The organism is Leisingera sp. (assembly GCF_982940295.1).
This window is the reverse complement of sequence record NZ_CEYXRG010000008.1, coordinates 42852-59639: the sequence shown is the minus strand read 5'-3', so window position 1 is coordinate 59639 and position 16788 is coordinate 42852. Positions and strand designations below refer to the sequence as shown.

At 64.1% G+C, this 16788-nt stretch carries 18 protein-coding genes and 1 tRNA gene; 10 read left to right on the top strand and 9 right to left on the bottom strand.

Features of this window, described 5'->3' with window-relative positions; translation table 11 throughout:
* Positions 1–86 precede the first annotated feature (86 nt).
* The 7 genes from AC4HIX_RS09540 to AC4HIX_RS09510 all read right to left on the bottom strand — a co-directional run bounded on the left by AC4HIX_RS09540 (position 87) and on the right by AC4HIX_RS09510 (position 6002).
* Positions 87–163 (bottom strand) — tRNA-Pro (locus AC4HIX_RS09540).
* Between the two features lie 174 nt (positions 164–337).
* Positions 338–1441 carry a 3-isopropylmalate dehydrogenase gene (leuB, locus tag AC4HIX_RS09535; RefSeq protein WP_260029386.1) on the bottom strand — a complete coding sequence of 368 codons (1104 nt, stop codon included), beginning with the start codon at positions 1439–1441 and terminating at the stop codon, positions 338–340.
* Positions 1442–1567: 126 nt separating this feature from the next.
* Positions 1568–2611, bottom strand: coding sequence for an endonuclease/exonuclease/phosphatase family protein (locus AC4HIX_RS09530; RefSeq protein ID WP_490398822.1), 1044 nt, complete (start codon positions 2609–2611; stop codon positions 1568–1570).
* On the bottom strand, positions 2608–3444 hold the full coding sequence (locus AC4HIX_RS09525) for a hypothetical protein (RefSeq protein WP_490398821.1): 837 nt from the start codon (positions 3442–3444) through the stop codon (positions 2608–2610). Before AC4HIX_RS09525 ends, AC4HIX_RS09530 begins: the two co-directional genes overlap by 4 nt.
* Before the next feature lie 384 nt (positions 3445–3828).
* Positions 3829–4434: a 3-isopropylmalate dehydratase small subunit gene (gene leuD, locus AC4HIX_RS09520; RefSeq protein ID WP_490398820.1), complete on the bottom strand. Its 606-nt coding sequence runs from the start codon at positions 4432–4434 to the stop codon at positions 3829–3831.
* 12 nt (positions 4435–4446) lie between these two features.
* A complete protein-coding gene (gene leuC, locus AC4HIX_RS09515; protein ID WP_475049405.1) occupies positions 4447–5850 on the bottom strand; it encodes a 3-isopropylmalate dehydratase large subunit in 1404 nt (467 codons plus the stop codon).
* Between the two features lie 53 nt (positions 5851–5903).
* Complete coding sequence (locus AC4HIX_RS09510; RefSeq protein WP_226429013.1) at positions 5904–6002, bottom strand: isopropylmalate isomerase; 99 nt, start codon at positions 6000–6002, stop codon at positions 5904–5906.
* A 168-nt stretch (positions 6003–6170) separates the two neighbouring features.
* On the opposite strand from AC4HIX_RS09510, the gene AC4HIX_RS09505 reads away from it, so the two are divergent.
* The 3 genes from AC4HIX_RS09505 to rlmH all read left to right on the top strand — a co-directional run bounded on the left by AC4HIX_RS09505 (position 6171) and on the right by rlmH (position 8663).
* A complete protein-coding gene (locus AC4HIX_RS09505) occupies positions 6171–7547 on the top strand; it encodes a mechanosensitive ion channel family protein (protein ID WP_490398819.1) in 1377 nt (458 codons plus the stop codon).
* A gap of 167 nt (positions 7548–7714) precedes the next feature.
* Positions 7715–8086: a ribosome silencing factor gene (gene rsfS / locus AC4HIX_RS09500; RefSeq protein WP_475049409.1), complete on the top strand. Its 372-nt coding sequence runs from the start codon at positions 7715–7717 to the stop codon at positions 8084–8086.
* Between the two features lie 106 nt (positions 8087–8192).
* Positions 8193–8663, top strand: a complete 471-nt coding sequence (gene rlmH / locus AC4HIX_RS09495) for a 23S rRNA (pseudouridine(1915)-N(3))-methyltransferase RlmH (protein WP_421055848.1) — start codon at positions 8193–8195, stop codon at positions 8661–8663.
* Between the two features lie 52 nt (positions 8664–8715).
* On the opposite strand, the gene AC4HIX_RS09490 is transcribed toward rlmH, so the two are convergent.
* Both AC4HIX_RS09490 and AC4HIX_RS09485 read right to left on the bottom strand, forming a co-directional pair.
* Positions 8716–9072 (bottom strand): hypothetical protein, encoded by a 357-nt coding sequence (locus AC4HIX_RS09490; protein ID WP_490398818.1) that lies wholly within the window; start codon positions 9070–9072, stop codon positions 8716–8718.
* A gap of 35 nt (positions 9073–9107) precedes the next feature.
* Complete coding sequence (locus tag AC4HIX_RS09485) at positions 9108–9830, bottom strand: DUF599 domain-containing protein (RefSeq protein WP_490398817.1); 723 nt, start codon at positions 9828–9830, stop codon at positions 9108–9110.
* Between the two features lie 80 nt (positions 9831–9910).
* Here AC4HIX_RS09485 and AC4HIX_RS09480 point away from each other — a divergent pair, with 80 nt between their 5' ends.
* The 7 genes from AC4HIX_RS09480 (at position 9911) to AC4HIX_RS09450 (ending at position 16781) form a co-directional block, all read left to right on the top strand.
* Positions 9911–11359, top strand: a complete 1449-nt coding sequence (locus tag AC4HIX_RS09480; RefSeq protein ID WP_490398816.1) for an FAD-linked oxidase C-terminal domain-containing protein — start codon at positions 9911–9913, stop codon at positions 11357–11359.
* Positions 11360–11409: 50 nt separating this feature from the next.
* Positions 11410–12507 (top strand): FAD-binding protein, encoded by a 1098-nt coding sequence (locus AC4HIX_RS09475; RefSeq protein WP_490398874.1) that lies wholly within the window; start codon positions 11410–11412, stop codon positions 12505–12507.
* Positions 12508–12510: 3 nt separating this feature from the next.
* The gene (glcF, locus tag AC4HIX_RS09470; protein WP_490398815.1) at positions 12511–13833 is read left to right on the top strand and encodes a glycolate oxidase subunit GlcF; all 1323 of its coding nucleotides are present in this window, start codon (positions 12511–12513) and stop codon (positions 13831–13833) included.
* A gap of 152 nt (positions 13834–13985) precedes the next feature.
* Positions 13986–14744 carry a trypsin-like serine peptidase gene (locus AC4HIX_RS09465; RefSeq protein ID WP_490398873.1) on the top strand — a complete coding sequence of 253 codons (759 nt, stop codon included), beginning with the start codon at positions 13986–13988 and terminating at the stop codon, positions 14742–14744.
* Positions 14741–15556 carry a trypsin-like serine peptidase gene (locus tag AC4HIX_RS09460; protein WP_490398814.1) on the top strand — a complete coding sequence of 272 codons (816 nt, stop codon included), beginning with the start codon at positions 14741–14743 and terminating at the stop codon, positions 15554–15556. The genes AC4HIX_RS09465 and AC4HIX_RS09460 overlap by 4 nt, the downstream gene beginning before the upstream one ends.
* Before the next feature lie 132 nt (positions 15557–15688).
* Positions 15689–16153: an Hsp20 family protein gene (locus tag AC4HIX_RS09455; protein WP_475049422.1), complete on the top strand. Its 465-nt coding sequence runs from the start codon at positions 15689–15691 to the stop codon at positions 16151–16153.
* Between the two features lie 235 nt (positions 16154–16388).
* Positions 16389–16781 (top strand): globin domain-containing protein, encoded by a 393-nt coding sequence (locus AC4HIX_RS09450; RefSeq protein WP_490398813.1) that lies wholly within the window; start codon positions 16389–16391, stop codon positions 16779–16781.
* Positions 16782–16788 lie beyond the last annotated feature (7 nt).

The window sequence follows — 16788 nt, the reverse complement described above, 5'->3', positions numbered from 1 at the left end:
CGCTGCTTCGCCATGCCGGTTCGACGTCTGCCCAAAAAGTACGGTCCCGGCCAATAAAAAAGACGCCCTAGGGCGCCTTGTTTTATTGGTCGGAGTGAGAGGATTCGAACCTCCGACCCCTGCCTCCCGAAGACAGTGCTCTACCAGGCTGAGCTACACTCCGACCGTGGGGGGCGAAATAGCCCAGGGCGCGGGGTTTGACAAGGGCGATTCCACAGAAAGATGCGGTTTTTGAGAATTCTTTTTAGCGGCTTGCGGCGAGGTGCCGGCGGCCATGAAAAAGCCCCGCGCGGACAACCGGGCGGGGCTTTGAGAATTCCGGAGAATATCTTTGAAATCAGAGGCTTGCGTCCAGCGCGGCGACAACAGCGTCGCCCATCTGACTGGTGGAAACCGGCTCCACGCCTTCGCTGGCCAGCAGGTCGGCAGTGCGCACGCCGTCGGCCAGCACCTTCTCGACTGCGGCTTCCAGCCGGTCGGCTTCGGCGCCCTGATCGAAGCTGTAGCGCAGCGCCATGGCAAAGCTCAGGATGCAGGCGATCGGGTTGGCCTTGCCCTGGCCCGCGATGTCCGGTGCAGAGCCGTGCACGGGCTCATAGAGCGCCTTGGGGCGGCCGTTTTCCATCGGCGCGCCGAGCGATGCGGAGGGCAGCATGCCCAAGCTGCCGGTCAGCATCGCCGCACAGTCGGACAGGATGTCGCCGAACAGGTTGTCGGTCAGGATGACGTCGAACTGCTTGGGCGCACGCACCAGCTGCATGGCGCCGTTGTCGGCGTACATGTGGGACAGCTCGACCTCCGGGTAATCGGCCGCCACGCGGGTCACCACCTCGCGCCACAGGATGCCGGATTCCATCACGTTGGCCTTCTCCATCGAGCAGACCTTCTTGTTGCGGCGCATTGCCAGCTCGAACGCGGAACGGGCGGCGCGTTCGATCTCGGACTCAGTATAGCGCTGGGTGTTGATGCCAACGCGCTCGTTGCCCTCTTCGAAGATGCCGCGCGGCTCGCCGAAGTAGACGCCGGAGGTCAGCTCGCGCACGATCATGATGTCGAGACCGGCGACGATGTCTTTCTTCAGCGAGGAGAAATCCGCCAGCGCATCAAAGCACTGTGCCGGGCGCAGGTTGGAATAAAGGTCCATCTCCTTGCGCAGGCGCAGCAGGCCGCGCTCGGGCTTCACGGAGAAGTCCAGGTCGTCATAGGCCGGGCCGCCAACAGCGCCGAGCAGCACCGCGTCGACGTCCTGCGCCTTGGCCATGGTCTCATCCGCCAGCGGCTTGCCGTGCTTGTCATAGGCCGCGCCGCCGACCAGATCCTCGCTCACATCGAACTGCAGGCCGCGCTTGTCGCCGAACCAGGTGATGATCTTGCGCACCTCGGTCATGACTTCGGGGCCGATCCCGTCGCCGGGCAGAATCAGAATCGATGGGTTGGGCATGGGGATCCTCCAAAAAAACAGCTGGCATGGGCGTAGCGGGACAGCCGGGCAGGGTCAATAACGGCCCTTGGAAATAAAGGGGTCTGATGAGGATTTGCCCGCGCAATGAAGGGAAGGCCGGCCGGGTCAGTCCAGCAACAAATCCACCCACACCAGGCGGTGGCGGCTGGCGATGGCTGACGCATCCTCCGGGCTGTCCGGCCAGGCAACGCCGCTGCCGGTGACAGTCAGCCCGGCCGAGGGCAGCACATAATCGACCCGCATCTGTCCGGCGCCCTGCCACTCCACCGTGGCGGTGCCGCCCTTGGCGCTTTGCGGCTGCGGATCCTGCAGGCGCGGGTCTGCCAGAAGGCTGCGGATAGCCTGTTTGCGGCCCTCGCCTTGCTCAGGGTCGAGATTTGCGTCGCCGGCAATGACAAAGGGGGCTTCGGGCACCGGCCCAAGCTGACCGTCCAGCAGCAGCTGCCACAGGCGGATTTCGTCGTGGTTGCGCCGCCCGTTGCGGTCTTCCGGCCCATCAAAGACTGGCGGGGTGGCATGAAAGGTCATCACATTAAGCCAGCCGCCATCCGGCAGCTCCACAGGCACCAGCCAATGCGCTGCGGAAGACAGCCGCTGCACCGCTTGCGCCTCAGCTGAGGGGAAGGGCCGTCCGTCCGGGTGCTGCGGTAGCAGCGCTCCGGGCAAGTCGCGCCACAGCAGGGCTGAGAAATCGCGGACCCCTTCGCGGCCGACCGGCAGCCGCGACAGCAGCGCAATCCCGCCCTGGCCGCGGAACCGGCCATAGCCCTGGTTGTCGCGCGGCCCGCCGGTCCTGCCATCGCCATCCAGATCCAGCGGGGCAGGGGGCGGCAGTCCTGCGTTGGGCTGCAAGTGGACGCGGTGCGGGTAGCTCAGGCCCTGGTCCGCAAGCTGTCCGGCCAAGGCCGCGAGCGCCCGGCCTTCGTAATCCCAATCAATTCCCTGCAGCGCCAGAACATCCGGTTGCGCGGCGGTTATGACGGCCGCAACGGCGGCAACCTGAGGGTCTTTACCGCGCTCTATATCGCGCAGCAGCAATCCCGGCCCGTCGCGCGACAGCTCAGTGTTGAAAGTAGCGATGCGGAGCGTTTCTGCCCAGCCCGTCCCGGCGGCAAGGATCAGAAGAAGACCCGCCGCCAGCCGCGTCATGCGGTCTGCATCGCCTCATCTGCGTTGCTGCAGGCGGCGCGGCGTTTTTGTGCAATCAGGCCGGAAATGCGCAGCATCGCCATGCCGCGCATGATCATCGAGGCCGGCACCAGCGCCCACGCGCTGATCACCCAGATCAGCATATGCGGTGCCGCCAGCATTCCCGGATCCACCAGGCCCGACATCATCTTGACCACGGCAGGAAGGGCAAAGGGCAGCAGCACGCCGCCGACGATATTGATCCGCCCGTCCCGCTGCAGCCGCTGCACCACATCGCCGCCGGCTGTCGGATCGAACAGGGGCAGGTTGATCCAGACGTTGAATGCGCCGCTGCCGACCGGCCAATGGCCCACCCGGATCACCAGCGCAAAAACGGCGATTGCCAGGACTGCGACCGTGCCGGCCAGCCCGGCGGCATCGCGCACCATCAGCACCGTTGCCTCCGGCACCTGCGGCGGCATCATCAGCACCGTCAGCTGCACAGGAGAGTAGGCAAAATCCAGCTGTCCGCCCAGCCAGGAGCCCAGCCGCTGCACCAGCGCTGTCAGCCCGGTCGGGGCCAGCGGATGGGCCGCCAGCAGGCTTAGCGCGCCGAGCGAGGCGGCGCAGGCGCCAAAACGCATCCGGTTGATTGGCGGTGCATTGCGGAACTCGATGAAGCTGGGGAAATGGGTGTAATACTCGGTGAAAGCCAGGGCAGAGCCCAGAAGGGCAATGAACAGGACGACCTCCGGCGAATCGGTAGAGGCTGCTGGCAGGATCAGCGTCGGCATTGCGAACAGCATAGCCACCAGTAAGCCGCGGAAAGCCGCGCCTGTTATTCGTGCTAACACGTCTCCGTATCCCTTCAAACCGGACCGGGTGTTTTTGTCCCTGGTTCCGGAATTGAAGCCCCCCGGGACAGCCCGGGGTGCTCTGCCTCATTTTTGATTTACTGTTGCCGGCAGGCGGTATTCCGCTCAAGGCCCGGCAGCAGGGAAAGGGGCACATTGACTGCGAGAGTGGTGCGGTATTGCATCATCGTGGGGGCGAAAAAGACACGTTTTTAGGGCGTTCTACCAGATGCTGTGGTGGCGGGGAGAGCGCGCACAACGCAGCCGCGCCCGATAATGCGCTGCTGAAACACTGAATAGGCACAGTGCGATTCTCTTGAAGCCGCAAAAGAAAGAGCCGCCCGGGCGGGCGGCTCTGGAAAGCTTCGGCTGATTCAGCCGGGATCAGACCCAGGGGCGCTCCTGCGCGGCCTTGGTCTCGAAGGTCTTGATCGAGTCGGCTTTTTCCAGGGTCAGGCCGATATCGTCCAGTCCGTTCAGCAGGCAGTGCTTCTTGAAGGGATCAACGTCGAACTTGATGACTTCGCCGTCCGAGGTGGTGATCTCCTGTGCTTCCAGATCGACGGTCATGCGGGCGTTTTCGCCCTTCTCCGCGTCCGCCATCAGGATATCAACCTGCTCCTGCGGCAGCACGATCGGCAGGATGCCGTTCTTGAAGCTGTTGTTGTAGAAGATGTCCGCGAACGAGGTCGACACGATGCACTTGATGCCGAAATCGGCAATCGCCCAGGGCGCGTGCTCGCGCGAGGAGCCGCAGCCGAAGTTGTCACCCGCCACCAGGATCTCGGCGTTGCGGTACTGCGGCTTGTTCAGCACGAAATCCTCGATCTCGGTGCCGTCGCGGTTGTAGCGCATCTCGTCGAACAGGTTCTTGCCGAAACCGGTGCGCTGAATGGACTTCAGGAACACCTTCGGGATGATCATGTCGGTGTCGATGTTGACCAGCGGCATCGGTGCGGCAACGCCTTGGATCTTAGTGAACTTTTCCATGCTTCTGGCTCCTTACATCAGCTCGCGCACGTCGGTCAGCTTGCCGGTCAGGGCAGCGGCGGCAGCCATGGCGGGCGACACCAGGTGGGTGCGGCCCTTGTAGCCCTGGCGGCCTTCGAAGTTCCGGTTGGAGGTTGCGGCGCAACGCTCGCCCGGGGCCAGCTGGTCGGGGTTCATCGCCAGGCACATGGAGCAGCCCGCAAGGCGCCATTCGAAACCGGCGGACTCAAAGATCTCGGCCAGGCCTTCTTCCTCGGCCTGCGCCCGCACCAGGCCGGAGCCGGGAACGATCATGGCGCGCATGCCGTCCTTGATCTTCTTGCCCTTAACGACCTCTGCCACGGCGCGCAGGTCTTCGATACGGCCGTTGGTGCAGGAGCCGATGAACACGGTGTCGATCTCGATGTCGGTCAGCTTCTGGCCGGGGGTCAGCCCCATGTACTCGATCGAGCGGCGTGCCGCCTCGACCTTGCCGCCAGTGAAGTCCTCGGGGTTCGGCACAACGCCGGTGATCGGCAGCACGTCCTCGGGCGAGGTGCCCCAGGTCACGACCGGCTGGATGTCCTCACCTTTCAGGGTGATCACCTTGTCGAAATGCGCGCCTTCGTCGGTGTACAGGGTCTTCCACCAGTTCAGCGCGGCTTCCCACTGGGCGCCTTTCGGCGCGTGCGGGCGGCCTTTGACGTATTCAAAGGTGGTCTCGTCCGGCGCGATCAAGCCGGCGCGGGCGCCGCCTTCGATCGCCATGTTGCAGACGGTCATCCGGCCTTCCATCGACAGGTCGCGGATCGCTTCGCCGCAGTATTCGATGACATAGCCGGTGCCGCCGGCGGTGCCGGTCTCGCCGATCACGGCCAGAGTGATATCCTTGGCGGTCACACCCGGCTTCAGCTTGCCGGTGATCTCCACCTTCATGTTCTTGGATTTCTTCTGGATCAGCGTCTGGGTGGCCAGCACGTGCTCCACCTCAGAGGTGCCGATGCCATGCGCCAGCGCGCCAAAGGCGCCGTGGGTGGCGGTGTGGCTGTCGCCGCAGACCACGGTCATGCCGGGCAGGGTCCAGCCCTGTTCCGGGCCGACGATGTGCACGATGCCCTGGCGGACGTCATCCACCGGGTAGTAATGCACCCCGAATTCCTTGGCGTTCTTGTCGAGCGCCTCGACCTGGATGCGGCTTTCCTCGTTCTCGATGCCTTTGGCACGGTCCAGCGTGGTCGGCACGTTGTGGTCCGGCACAGCGATGGTCTTTTCGGGCGCGTGCACCTTGCGGCCGGCCATGCGCAGGCCTTCAAACGCCTGCGGGCTGGTCACTTCGTGGACCAGGTGGCGGTCGATATAGAGCAGGCAGGTGCCGTCCTCTGCTTCATGCGCAACATGCGCATCCCAGATCTTGTCATAGAGTGTCTTGGGGGACATGGGTCCTCTCCCGTGATGTATTGGGTATGCTGGCTTTGGGCTGGGCAAGCACCTTATAGGCGCGCCAGGACCGTGCGGGCGGCGCCAAAGAACCGCTCGCGCAGGCGGGCGCGGTCTTGCAGTTCGATCTTTTGGGCCAATACGAGGGTCATGGCTGTCAGATACATCCGCACGGGCCGGCAATCAAGATTCGTTCTCTGCTGCGCGGCTTCCAGGTCCGGATCCCGACGCTTGGCGGTTCCTCGCCCCAGCGTACCGTCCAGCGTCTGTTCTTGATCAAATCCCGTCCGGACGGCAGACTGCCTAAAAAAGGGGGCGTGATGGAGCCGGAGGAGCAGACCCAACCCAAGGACGCACTGGCGGAAAGCGCCGCGGAAGCGATTGAGCTCGGCCAGCAGCTGTGGGAATTCGCCGCCGGCGGCATTGAGCTGCTACTGAGGCCCTGGAACGCGTATCAGGTGGGGATCGCGGCAGCGCTCTTTGTGCTGGCGACCCTGATTGCCCGGCCGGTGGCCCAGGCATTTCACAATTGGCTGCGCGGGCGCGAGGGCTGGCCGCGCTGGCGGATGCGTTTGGGGCTGGTGGTGCACAAGCGGATCCGTGGGGTTCTGTTCGTGGTGCTGATCTGGACGGTTGTCCTGATCATGCAAGAGGCCACCTGGCCCAGCCGCTCGCGCCTGCTGGCGGTGATCGCCAACCTGTCGCTGGCCTGGCTGATCGTCTCCTTCGCCACCCGCCTGGTCGGCAACCCGCTGCTGCGAAACCTGGTGAAATACGGCGCCTGGACCTGGATCACCCTGCGTATCCTGGGGATCACACAGGAGGCCACAGCGCTGCTGGACAGCATCGCGATTGATTTCGGCGACCTCAGAATCTCGCTGTTTCTGGTGGTTCAGGCGGCTGTCATCCTCGGAGTGATGCTCACGCTGGCGCGGGTGATTTCTCAGGTTGCCGCAAACCGGATCCGTGCCAACTCCGAGATTTCCCCGTCAATGCAGGTGCTGGCAGCCAAGCTGGCGCAGATCCTGCTGTTCGGCGGTGCCTTCTTTATCGGGCTGAGGGCCATCGGTATCGACCTGACCGGCCTGGCGGTGCTGTCGGGCGCCATCGGTGTGGGCCTCGGCTTTGGCTTGCAGAAGGTGGTGTCGAACCTTGTGTCCGGTCTGATCATCCTGCTCGACAAGTCGATCAAGCCGGGCGACGTGATCTCTTTGGGCAATACCTTCGGCTGGATCAACGCGCTGGGCGCGCGCTATGTCTCCGTCGTCACCCGCGACGGGCGCGAATACCTGATCCCGAACGAGGACCTGATCACCACCCAGGTTGTGAACTGGTCGCATTCGGACAAGTTCGTCCGCCTGGATCTGAACTTCGGTACAGCCTATGACGATGATCCCCACAAGGTCCGCAAGATCGCGATTGAGGCAGCCTCCGGCGTCAGCCGTGTCCTGCAGTACGGCAGCAAGAAACCGGTCTGCCACATCACCGGTTTCGGCGACAGCAGCGTTGATTACGTGCTGCGGTTCTGGATCGACGACCCCACCGGCGGGCTGACCAATATCCGCGGCAATGTGTTTCTGGCGCTGTGGGATGCGTTCCAGGCCCAGGGCATTTCCATCCCCTTCCCGCAGCGCGAGGTGCGGATGCTGAACGACCCGCTGCCGGTCAGGGTTGCACCCGGCGAAGATGACGGATAAAGCACATGGCTTGCATCGTGGAGAGGGGCTTTCATTGAAAGTTTACCCACTGGTTGCTACATTATTAACAGGCCCGGCGCCGGGGCTTGACGGCGCGTTGTAAGGAGGACCATGTCCTGTCACCCGTACCTCAAGCGGCAGATGCCGCTGTTAATGGGGCAGCCGTGATGGCCGCCCAGTCCCAGCCCACCAGCGAACAGCTGCTGGAGCGGATTCTCTCCTCACTCAGCGATGACAAGGCCGAAGATGTTGTGCAGATCGACCTGCGCGGCAAAACGTCGATTGGCGATTACATGGTGATGGCCTCCGGCCGCTCCACCCGCCAGGTCGCGGCAATGTCGGAAAAACTGATGGACCGGCTCAAACAGGAGTTCCGGATCAGCTGCAAGGTCGAAGGCAAGGATACAGGCGACTGGGTTCTGATCGACACCGGTGATGTGATTGTCCATATCTTCCGCCCGGAAGTGCGCGAGTTCTACCAGCTCGAGAAGATGTGGATGCCCGCAGCCACCGCGGCAGACTCCGCCGCCGAGAGCTGAGCCAACGGCTGATTTGATGCAGGCCCGCGCCTGGGTGCGGGCCGGATTGCTTCAGGCCCGGTATTTTCAGGCCGGGTATTTTCAGGCCGGGTTTTTCAGGACTGTCATGCGTCTGCATATCTGTGCGGCCGGCCGCTTGCGGGCTGGCCCGGAAAAATCCCTCATCGACGACTACCTCACCCGGTTCGACCGGACCGGCCGCGCGCTGGGCCTGGGGCCTGCGCGGGTGGTGGAGATCGAGGACAAGAAGAACGCAGGCATGGCGGCTGAGGCCGCACTCTTGCGCAAGGCGCTGCCCAAGGGCGCGGTGATCTGCACCCTGGACGAGCGCGGCAAGGTGATCTCCTCCCCGGATTTCGCGGACAAGCTGGCCGGCTGGCGCGACAGCGGCCGCCAGGATCTTGCGCTGATCATCGGCGGCGCGGACGGGATTGATCCCAGCCTGCGGGCTGAGGCCGATTTCTCGATTTCTTTCGGCAAGATGGTCTGGCCGCACATGCTGGTGCGGGTGATGCTGGCCGAGCAGATCTACCGTGCTGCAACCATTTTGGCGGGCAGCCCGTATCACCGGGTGTGAATGCGCCTTGCGGCGCATGCCTGCGGCGCGAGTATTTTTGGAAAGATGAAAGTCAGGGCAGGGTGAGGACGTATGTTTCTTCGCCCCAGCCATCCGTCAGGCAGCGGGCCTGAATCCGCACCTGCTTTATGCTGTCGGGCACCTGCACGCCGCTTAAGGACCGTGTAAAGGGCTGTTCCAGCTCATGCGGATGCGCCAGCACGCGCAAGCCCAGCTCATTGCCTTCCATGTCCAGCACCCGCCAGCCGTCGGCGTAGTGCTCCCATCCGGTGTCAGGGTGGGAGAGGGTGACGCTGAAGGTCGAGCCGCCGCCGGAGTGGCGGGCGGCGGCGTTCTCGATCACCGGTTCATCCGCAAAAGCAGGCGGGCCGACGGCAGAAAGAATAAGCGGCAGAAGCAGGTGTCTCATGCCAGGACCATATCTTTGCTGGCAGAGGCGTGCAGTCACGAAACCGTGTCCCCGTCGCTTTCCGGCGGGATGCGCATCAGGATAGTGCGCGAGTGCGAGACGAACTCGCGCCGGTAGAGGACGGCGAAGGTGATCACCGCTGCACCGGCCAGCGGCAGCGCACCCGCCAGCCAGGCCACTGCGGCGAGGGCGAAATAGGTTGCCCGCATGCCACGGTTAAAGCTGCGTGCGGCTGTGATGCTGATCTCGGCGGCCTGCGCGGCGCGCGGATAGGCCAGCGGGTCCTCCCGGTCATTCGGCACAGCCGCCATCACCACCGCGCAATAGCCGAACAGCCGGTGGGACCAGACGAATTTCAGAAACGCGTTCGACAGAAACAGCAGCACCACCAGGATCTTGATCTCCCAGACAAAGGCCGGGGCGCTGTCCTGGATGAGGTCCTCGGCAACGCCTGCCAGCTGCTCTGTATTGCCGATCAGCGCCAGCCCGCCGCCAATGGCAATCATCGCGGCGGAGGCAAAGAACGCCGTCGCCTGGCGCAGGTTGCCCGCCAGCTGGGCGTCAAAGATCCGCGGATCGCGCTCCACCATCCGCTTCATCCAGTCGCGCCGGAAATCGGCCATCAGCCAGGACACCGACGGCCGACCTTTTGGCGGGTTCTCGATGCGCCAGCCGATCCACAGCCAGCTGGCTATCAGCAGGGTCAGGGCGGCAAGGTCGAACAGGGAAAACTGCGCAAGGCGGGTGGTCCAGATCATGGCCCGACCCTAGCGCGGCAATCCGCCCCTTGCCAGATGCGATAAATTGGTAATATTATTTTACCAAAGAGGAGAACCCCATGGAGATGCCATCCCCGAACCCCGCCATTCTGGCCCGCAAGGCGCGGCTTGCCGAACGGCTGCTGGCCGTGCTGCCGTCCGATGCGGTTATCCAGGACGAGATGGAGACCCGCGCCTATGAGTGCGATGCGCTGACCGCTTACAAGTGCCCGCCCTTGATGGCAGTGCTGCCGCGGACCACGCAGGAGGTCTCAGACATTCTGCGCATCTGCCACGAGGAAGGCGTGCCGGTGGTGCCGCGCGGGGCGGGCACCTCGCTTGCGGGCGGGGCGCTGCCGACCGCGGATTGCGTAATCCTGGGTGTGGCCCGCATGAACGAGGTGCTGGAGACCGATTACGAAAACCGCATCATCCGGGTACAGACCGGCCGCACCAACCTGAGCGTTTCCGGCGCGGTGGAGGAGGAAGAGTTCTTTTACGCGCCCGACCCGTCTTCGCAGCTGGCCTGTGCGATTGCTGGCAATATCGCGATGAACTCCGGCGGGGCGCATTGCCTGAAATACGGCGTCACCACCAACAACCTGCTTGGCGTGACCATGGTGATGATGGATGGCACCGTGGTGGAGATCGGCGGTGCCCATCTGGATCCGGGCGGGCTGGATCTGCTGGGCGTGATCTGCGGCAGCGAGGGCCAGCTGGGTGTGGTGACCGAAGCCACCCTGCGCATCCTGCGCAAGCCGGAGGGCGCCCGGCCGGTTCTGATCGGCTATGACAGCAACGAGGTGGCCGGCGCCTGTGTGTCGGACATCATCAAGGCAGGCGTGCTGCCGGTGGCCATCGAATTCATGGACCGCCCCTGCATCGAGGCTTGCGAGGCCTTTGCCAAGGCAGGCTACCCGATGTGCGAGGCGCTTCTGATCATCGAGGTTGAGGGCAGCCCGGCGGAAATCGACCACCAGCTTGGACTGATCGTGGAGATTGCCCGTTCCCACAACCCGGTGGAACTGCGCGAGGCCGGCGACGCGGATGAGGCCGCCCGCATCTGGCTGGGCCGCAAATCGGCCTTTGGCGCCATGGGGCAGATCAACGATTACATGTGCCTGGACGGCACCATCCCGGTGTCCTCGCTGCCCTTCGTGCTGCGCCGGATCGGCGAGATGAGCAAGGAATTCGGTCTGGACGTGGCCAACGTCTTTCACGCGGGTGACGGCAATATGCACCCGCTAATCCTGTTCGACGCCAACAAACCGGGCGACCTGGAGACCTGCGAGGCCTTCGGCGCCGAGATCCTGAAGCTGTGTGTCGAGGCAGGCGGCTGCCTGACCGGCGAGCATGGCGTGGGGATCGAGAAGCGCGATCTGATGCTGCATCAGTACAGCGAGACGGATCTGGAGGCGCAGCTTAAGGTCAAGGACGTGTTTGACCCCAAATGGCTGCTCAATCCGGCCAAGGTGTTTCCGCTCTCGGTGACCGAAGGCCGCCGGGCCGTGGCGCTGGCTGCCGAGTAATGGGGGCTTTGCCCCCAAACCCCCAGAGTATTACCGGAAAGATGAAAATGATGACACCAGGGAGCGAGGCGGAACTGGCCGAAGCCATTGCAGGCGCATGCGGGCCATTATGTATTCAGGGCGGCAGCACCCGCGGGCTTGCAGTTGAGGGCGAGGTCCTGAGCACCCGCGGATTGTCGGGAGTGGAACTCTATGAGCCCGGCGCCCTGACGCTGGTGGTCAAGGCGGGCACGCCGGTTGCCGAAGTGGAGGCGCTATTGGCCACGGAGAACCAGCAGCTGGCGTTCGAGCCGATGGACCACCGCGGGCTGCTGGGTACGGAAGGCGAGCCGACCATCGGCGGCGTGATAGCCGCGGGTCTTTCCGGCCCCCGGCGCATCCAGACGGGGGCGGCGCGCGATCACCTGCTGGGGGTGCGGTTCGTGGATGGCAGCGGCCAGGCGGTCAAGAATGGCGGCCGGGTGATGAAGAACGTGACGGGATATGACCTGGTGAAGCTGATTTGCGGCGCCCATGGCACTCTGGGGGTGCTGACGGAAGTGTCTCTCAAGGTGCTGCCGCGGGCCGAGGCCAGTGCCACGGTGACCGTGGCCGGCGTGGATCTGCCCGCTGCGGTGCGGGCGATGTCGGCGGCTTTGGGCTCCCCCTATGATGTTACTGGCGCGGCCTATGATGCGCAGAGCAAACAGGCACATATCCGGGTGGAGGGGTTCCAGGACTCCGCCGCCTACCGCAGCGGCAGGCTGGCGGAGCTGCTGTCGGCCTGCGGTTCAACCGAAGTGCAAGAGGATGCCCAAGGCCTGTGGCAGGGGATCCGCGATGTGTCTGCCTTTCACGGGCGGGACGGAGACGTCTGGCGGATATCGGTGAAACCGTCAGATGCCGTCGATCTGGCCCCGCGGCTGGAGGCGGAGGCGCTGCAGTTCGACTGGGGCGGCGGGCTGATCTGGGCGCTTGTCCCCGCGGGGACAGAGCTGCGAAACCGGATCAGCGTGCCGGGCCATGCCACGCTCGTTCGTGCCTCGCAGGACACCCGCGCCCGGCTGGGCGTGTTCCAGCCGCAGCCCGCACCGCTGGCGGCCATTTCCGAAGGGCTGCGGCGCCAGTTTGATCCGCGCGGCATCCTCAACCCGGGCCTGATGGGGTAAGACATGCAGACCACTTTCACTGAAGAACAACTGCAGGACCCCGGCACCAAGCGCGCTAATGAAATCCTGCGGACCTGCGTGCATTGCGGTTTCTGCACCGCCACCTGCCCCACCTATCAGGTGCTGGGCGACGAGCTGGACAGCCCGCGCGGCCGGATCTATCTGATCAAGGACATGCTGGAGAACGAGCGGGTGCCGGACGCAAAGACCGTCAAGCATATCGACCGCTGCCTCAGCTGCCTGGCCTGCATGACCACCTGCCCCTCGGGCGTGCACTACATGCACCTGGTGGATCATGCACGCGCCTACATCGAAAAGCACTACGACCGCCCGTGGAGCGATAAAGCGCTGCGCTGGCTTCTGGCACGGATCCTGCCGTATCCGGGCCGGTTCCGGCTGGCGCTGCTGGGGGCCAAGCTGGCGAAACCCTTCAAGGGGCTGCTGCCGGATCCCCGGCTGCGCGCGATGCTGGATATGGCGCCGAAAACCATTCCGCCGGTCAGCCGCAATGACGATCCGCAGAGCTTTGCGCCCGAGGTTCCGCGCAAGAAGCGCGTGGCGCTGATGACCGGCTGCGCGCAGAAGGCGCTGAACACCGATATCAACGACGCCACCATCCGCCTGCTGACCCGGCTGGGCTGCGAGGTGGTGGTAGCCGAGGGCGCGGGCTGCTGCGGCGCGCTGACCCACCACATGGGGCGCGAGGACGAGAGCCACGCCACCGCGGCCAGGAATATCCGCGCCTGGGCGGCGGAGATGGACGAACAAGGGCTGGACGCCATTGTCATCAACACCTCCGGCTGCGGCACCACGGTCAAGGATTATGGTCACATGTTCCGCAATGATCTCCTGGCGGAAGACGCGGCGCGGGTCTCGGCCATCTCGATGGATATCTCCGAACTTCTGATGCAGCTGGAGCTGCCCGAGGGCGCGGACAAGGGGCTGACCGTGGCCTATCACGCCGCTTGCTCGCTGCAGCACGGCCAGCAGATCAAGACGCATCCGAAGACATTGCTGAAACGCGCAGGCTTCAAAGTGGTGGAGCCCGCCGACAGCCACCTCTGCTGCGGCTCTGCCGGCACCTACAACCTGATGCAGCCGGAAATCTCTGCCGAGCTGAAGGCGCGCAAAGTGAAAACGCTGGAGGCAAAGAGCCCAGACCTGATTGCCGCCGGCAATATCGGCTGCATGATGCAGATCGGCTCCAGCACGGAGGTGCCCATCGTGCACACCGTGGAGCTCTTGGACTGGGCCACCGGCGGCCCGCAGCCGCCTGCGCTGACTACGCCGGGCAAACGCGCGCCGGAGGTGCCGATTTTACGCTGAGGCCGCCGCCAAAAGAATCGGGCTGCATTCACCGCAGGCTTGCCGTAATTTTGCCTGAACAGACAGGTAATCTCCCAGCCGGTGGATAAGAGGAGACGCAGGTGAGGCAGTGGATTCTTGCGGTTGCAGCGCTGTTGCTGCCGGCCGCGGCAATGGCGCAGGACAGCCGGTTGCAGCGGATGGATACGCTGGATGCAGGCCGCAAGTGGGAGGCCGTCGGCCGGCTCGACGTGAATGGCGAGGGGTTCTGCACCGGTGCACTGATTGCCCCTGATCTGGTGCTGACCGCCGCGCATTGCCTCTATGACAGCCGCACCAAGGCGCCGATTGATCCTGCCACCATCGAATTCCTGGCCGGCTGGCGCAACGGGCGCGCCTCGGCCTACCGCAGCGTGCGCCGGGCGGTGCAGCATCCCTCCTATGTCTATGACGGTGAGCTGTCGACGGACCGGGTGCGCAACGACATTGCCCTGCTGCAATTGCAGCGTCCGATCCGCAACACCACGGTAACGCCGTTTGAAACCGAAGAGCGCCCGCGCAAGGGCGCGAAAATCGGTGTGGTCTCTTATGCCCATGACCGCTCCGAGGCACCGTCCTTGCAGGAAGTCTGCGCGGTGATGGCGCGCCAGCAAGGGGTGCTGGTGATGTCCTGCGACGTGGATTTCGGCTCTTCCGGGGCGCCGGTGTTCTCCTTTGAAGGCGGCACCCCGCGGATCGTCTCGGTCATTTCCGCCAAGGCCGAAGTCAGCGGCGAGCGGGTCTCGCTCGGTTCTGCGCTGGCCGAAGAGCTGACGCTGTTGCAGGCGCAACTGACCGGCGTGGCGACAGGCGGCCGTTTGCCGCCTGGTGTCGGGCGTGTGCGGGTTGGCGAGGGGCGCAGCTCTTCTGGCGCCAAGTTCATCAGGCAATGATCTGGCGCGCTCTGATAGCAGCTGTTGCCATGCTGGCGTACGCTGGCAGCGCAACGGCGCAGAATACCGGCCTGCGGCGCCTGACTGATCGCGATGACCTGCTGGGATGGGAGGCCGTGGGGCGGCTGGAGCTGAACGGCCAGGGGTTCTGCACCGGCACATTGATCGCACCGGATCTGGTGCTGACCGCGGCGCATTGCCTCTATGGCCGGGACAAGACCCTGCGCCCGGCGGAGCAGATCACCTTCCGCGCCGGCCTGCGCGACGGGGTGGCAATTGCCGAGCGCCGGGCGCTGCAGATCGCCGCGCATCCGGGATTTGACCCGCGTACCCCGCTGAGCCTTGAAAACATCCGTCACGACGTGGCGCTGATCCGGCTGGCAGAGCCGGTCCTCAGCGGTCAGGCGGATGCTTTTGCCCTGCACTCGGGCCGTGAGTACGGCAGTGATATCTCGGTCACGTCTTATGGCCAGGGCCGTGCCGAGGCGCTGTCCCGGCAGCGCCAGTGCAACCTGATGGGAGAGCATCAGGACGTGCTGATGATCGACTGCAACGTCACCTTCGGCTCTTCCGGGGCGCCGGTGTTCTCGCAGGTGGGCGGGCGCGGGCGCATTTTGGCGCTGGTCTCCGGCGGTGGCAACTACCGGGGCAAGCAGGTGGCCTTTGGCATGAAACTGCCGCAGAGGGTGGCGGAGCTGAAGGCCCAGCTGCGCCGCAATCCGGCGGCGGCGCCGGACCGGCGGATCAAGCGGATCCGGGTCGGCGGCGGCAGCTCCGCAGGCGGTGCGAAATTTGTGCGCCCGGGCGGCTGACAGCCCCCTTGAAGCCGTATTTTCCCTTCCTATCTCTGGATCATCCGGGCAGCCGCTGATTGGGGCCCGGAAAATTCCAGCCTGTCCCCGCGGGGAAGGCACCCAGAAATCGCTCATGAATGAGGATGGAAAATGCGTACTTTTGATTTCACACCGCTGCACCGTGCAACCATCGGCTTTGACCAGATCGCCAACCTGATGGACCGCGCCCTGAGCGCCGATGCCGCCCAGTCCAGCTACCCGCCCTACAACATCGAAAAGACCGACGCCGACAGCTATCGCATCTCGATTGCCGTCGCCGGTTTTGCCGAGGAAGACCTGAGCGTCGAAGTGAAGGAAAATGCCCTGGTTGTCGCCGCCAAGAAGGCCGAAGACAGCGAGGAACGTACCTTCCTGCACCGCGGCATCGCGACCCGCGCCTTTGAACGCCGCTTTACCCTGGCCGACCATGTCCGCGTGACCGGCGCCAGCCTGGAAAACGGCATGCTGCATATCGATCTGCACCGCGAGGTGCCGGAGGCGCTGAAACCGCGCCGGATCGAAATCTCCTCCTCCCGCTCGAGCCGTCCCGAGATCGAGGCCAAAACGGTCAACTGATCCCGCGGATTATCGAGTGTTCCAGCCCCCCGCATTGCGGGGGGCTTTTTTGCGCTCTTTGAAGGGTTTGGCTAGGGGGTCCGGTTCCGGGTCGGGGTGCAGGCCGCCCCGGGCCTCAAGGTGCGCATGTCGTTTTTGGGCCGCATGATGCCGTAAATGGCCGTATCAAATTCAATCATTGAGATGTAATTTTTTGGTGATTTAATCTTGAAACTTTCAAGTTCAGGGTAGGTGGGTGGAGCCGCGGCAAATAGAAATCGTCACCGGAAGCTTTGGCCGTATCTACTCGCAAAAAGCTGTTCTAGCCGAACATTTCTACAGGCACTTGCTTGCAGAGCTTCCCCACGTAAAACCCTTCTTCACCGGCGAGGCGCCGAAGCAGAAAGAGATGTTTTCGATTATGCTTGCCGCGGCGGTAGGCGGGCTTACTGACGATCGTGATCTCTGCGAACTGTGCGAAGGGTTGAAAGTATCCCACTCCGCCTATGGTCTGGGAAGTTATGAAGTTGAGAAGACAGTGGAGTCCCTGCTCAAGGCCCTTCGGCAGGTTCTGGGCAGCGAGTTCGACATAGAGATGGAACAAGCTTGGGGGCAGGCCATCGCCCGGCTGGTCCGGGCGATGGTATAGAGGTCTG

Bases quoted from the DNA above. Each gene is read 5' to 3' on its own strand.
- leuB (WP_260029386.1), bottom strand. From the start codon at position 1,441: ATGCCCAACCCATCGATTCTGATTCTGCCCGGCGACGGGATCGGCCCC.
- AC4HIX_RS09530 (WP_490398822.1), bottom strand. From the start codon at position 2,611: ATGACGCGGCTGGCGGCGGGTCTTCTTCTGATCCTTGCCGCCGGGACG.
- leuD (WP_490398820.1), bottom strand. From the start codon at position 4,434: ATGGAAAAGTTCACTAAGATCCAAGGCGTTGCCGCACCGATGCCGCTG.
- leuC (WP_475049405.1), bottom strand. From the start codon at position 5,850: ATGTCCCCCAAGACACTCTATGACAAGATCTGGGATGCGCATGTTGCG.
- AC4HIX_RS09510 (WP_226429013.1), bottom strand. From the start codon at position 6,002: ATGACCCTCGTATTGGCCCAAAAGATCGAACTGCAAGACCGCGCCCGC.
- AC4HIX_RS09505 (WP_490398819.1), top strand. From the start codon at position 6,171: ATGGAGCCGGAGGAGCAGACCCAACCCAAGGACGCACTGGCGGAAAGC.
- rsfS (WP_475049409.1), top strand. From the start codon at position 7,715: ATGGCCGCCCAGTCCCAGCCCACCAGCGAACAGCTGCTGGAGCGGATT.
- rlmH (WP_421055848.1), top strand. From the start codon at position 8,193: ATGCGTCTGCATATCTGTGCGGCCGGCCGCTTGCGGGCTGGCCCGGAA.
- AC4HIX_RS09490 (WP_490398818.1), bottom strand. From the start codon at position 9,072: ATGAGACACCTGCTTCTGCCGCTTATTCTTTCTGCCGTCGGCCCGCCT.
- AC4HIX_RS09485 (WP_490398817.1), bottom strand. From the start codon at position 9,830: ATGATCTGGACCACCCGCCTTGCGCAGTTTTCCCTGTTCGACCTTGCC.
- AC4HIX_RS09480 (WP_490398816.1), top strand. From the start codon at position 9,911: ATGGAGATGCCATCCCCGAACCCCGCCATTCTGGCCCGCAAGGCGCGG.
- AC4HIX_RS09475 (WP_490398874.1), top strand. From the start codon at position 11,410: ATGACACCAGGGAGCGAGGCGGAACTGGCCGAAGCCATTGCAGGCGCA.
- glcF (WP_490398815.1), top strand. From the start codon at position 12,511: ATGCAGACCACTTTCACTGAAGAACAACTGCAGGACCCCGGCACCAAG.
- AC4HIX_RS09465 (WP_490398873.1), top strand. From the start codon at position 13,986: ATGGCGCAGGACAGCCGGTTGCAGCGGATGGATACGCTGGATGCAGGC.
- AC4HIX_RS09460 (WP_490398814.1), top strand. From the start codon at position 14,741: ATGATCTGGCGCGCTCTGATAGCAGCTGTTGCCATGCTGGCGTACGCT.
- AC4HIX_RS09455 (WP_475049422.1), top strand. From the start codon at position 15,689: ATGCGTACTTTTGATTTCACACCGCTGCACCGTGCAACCATCGGCTTT.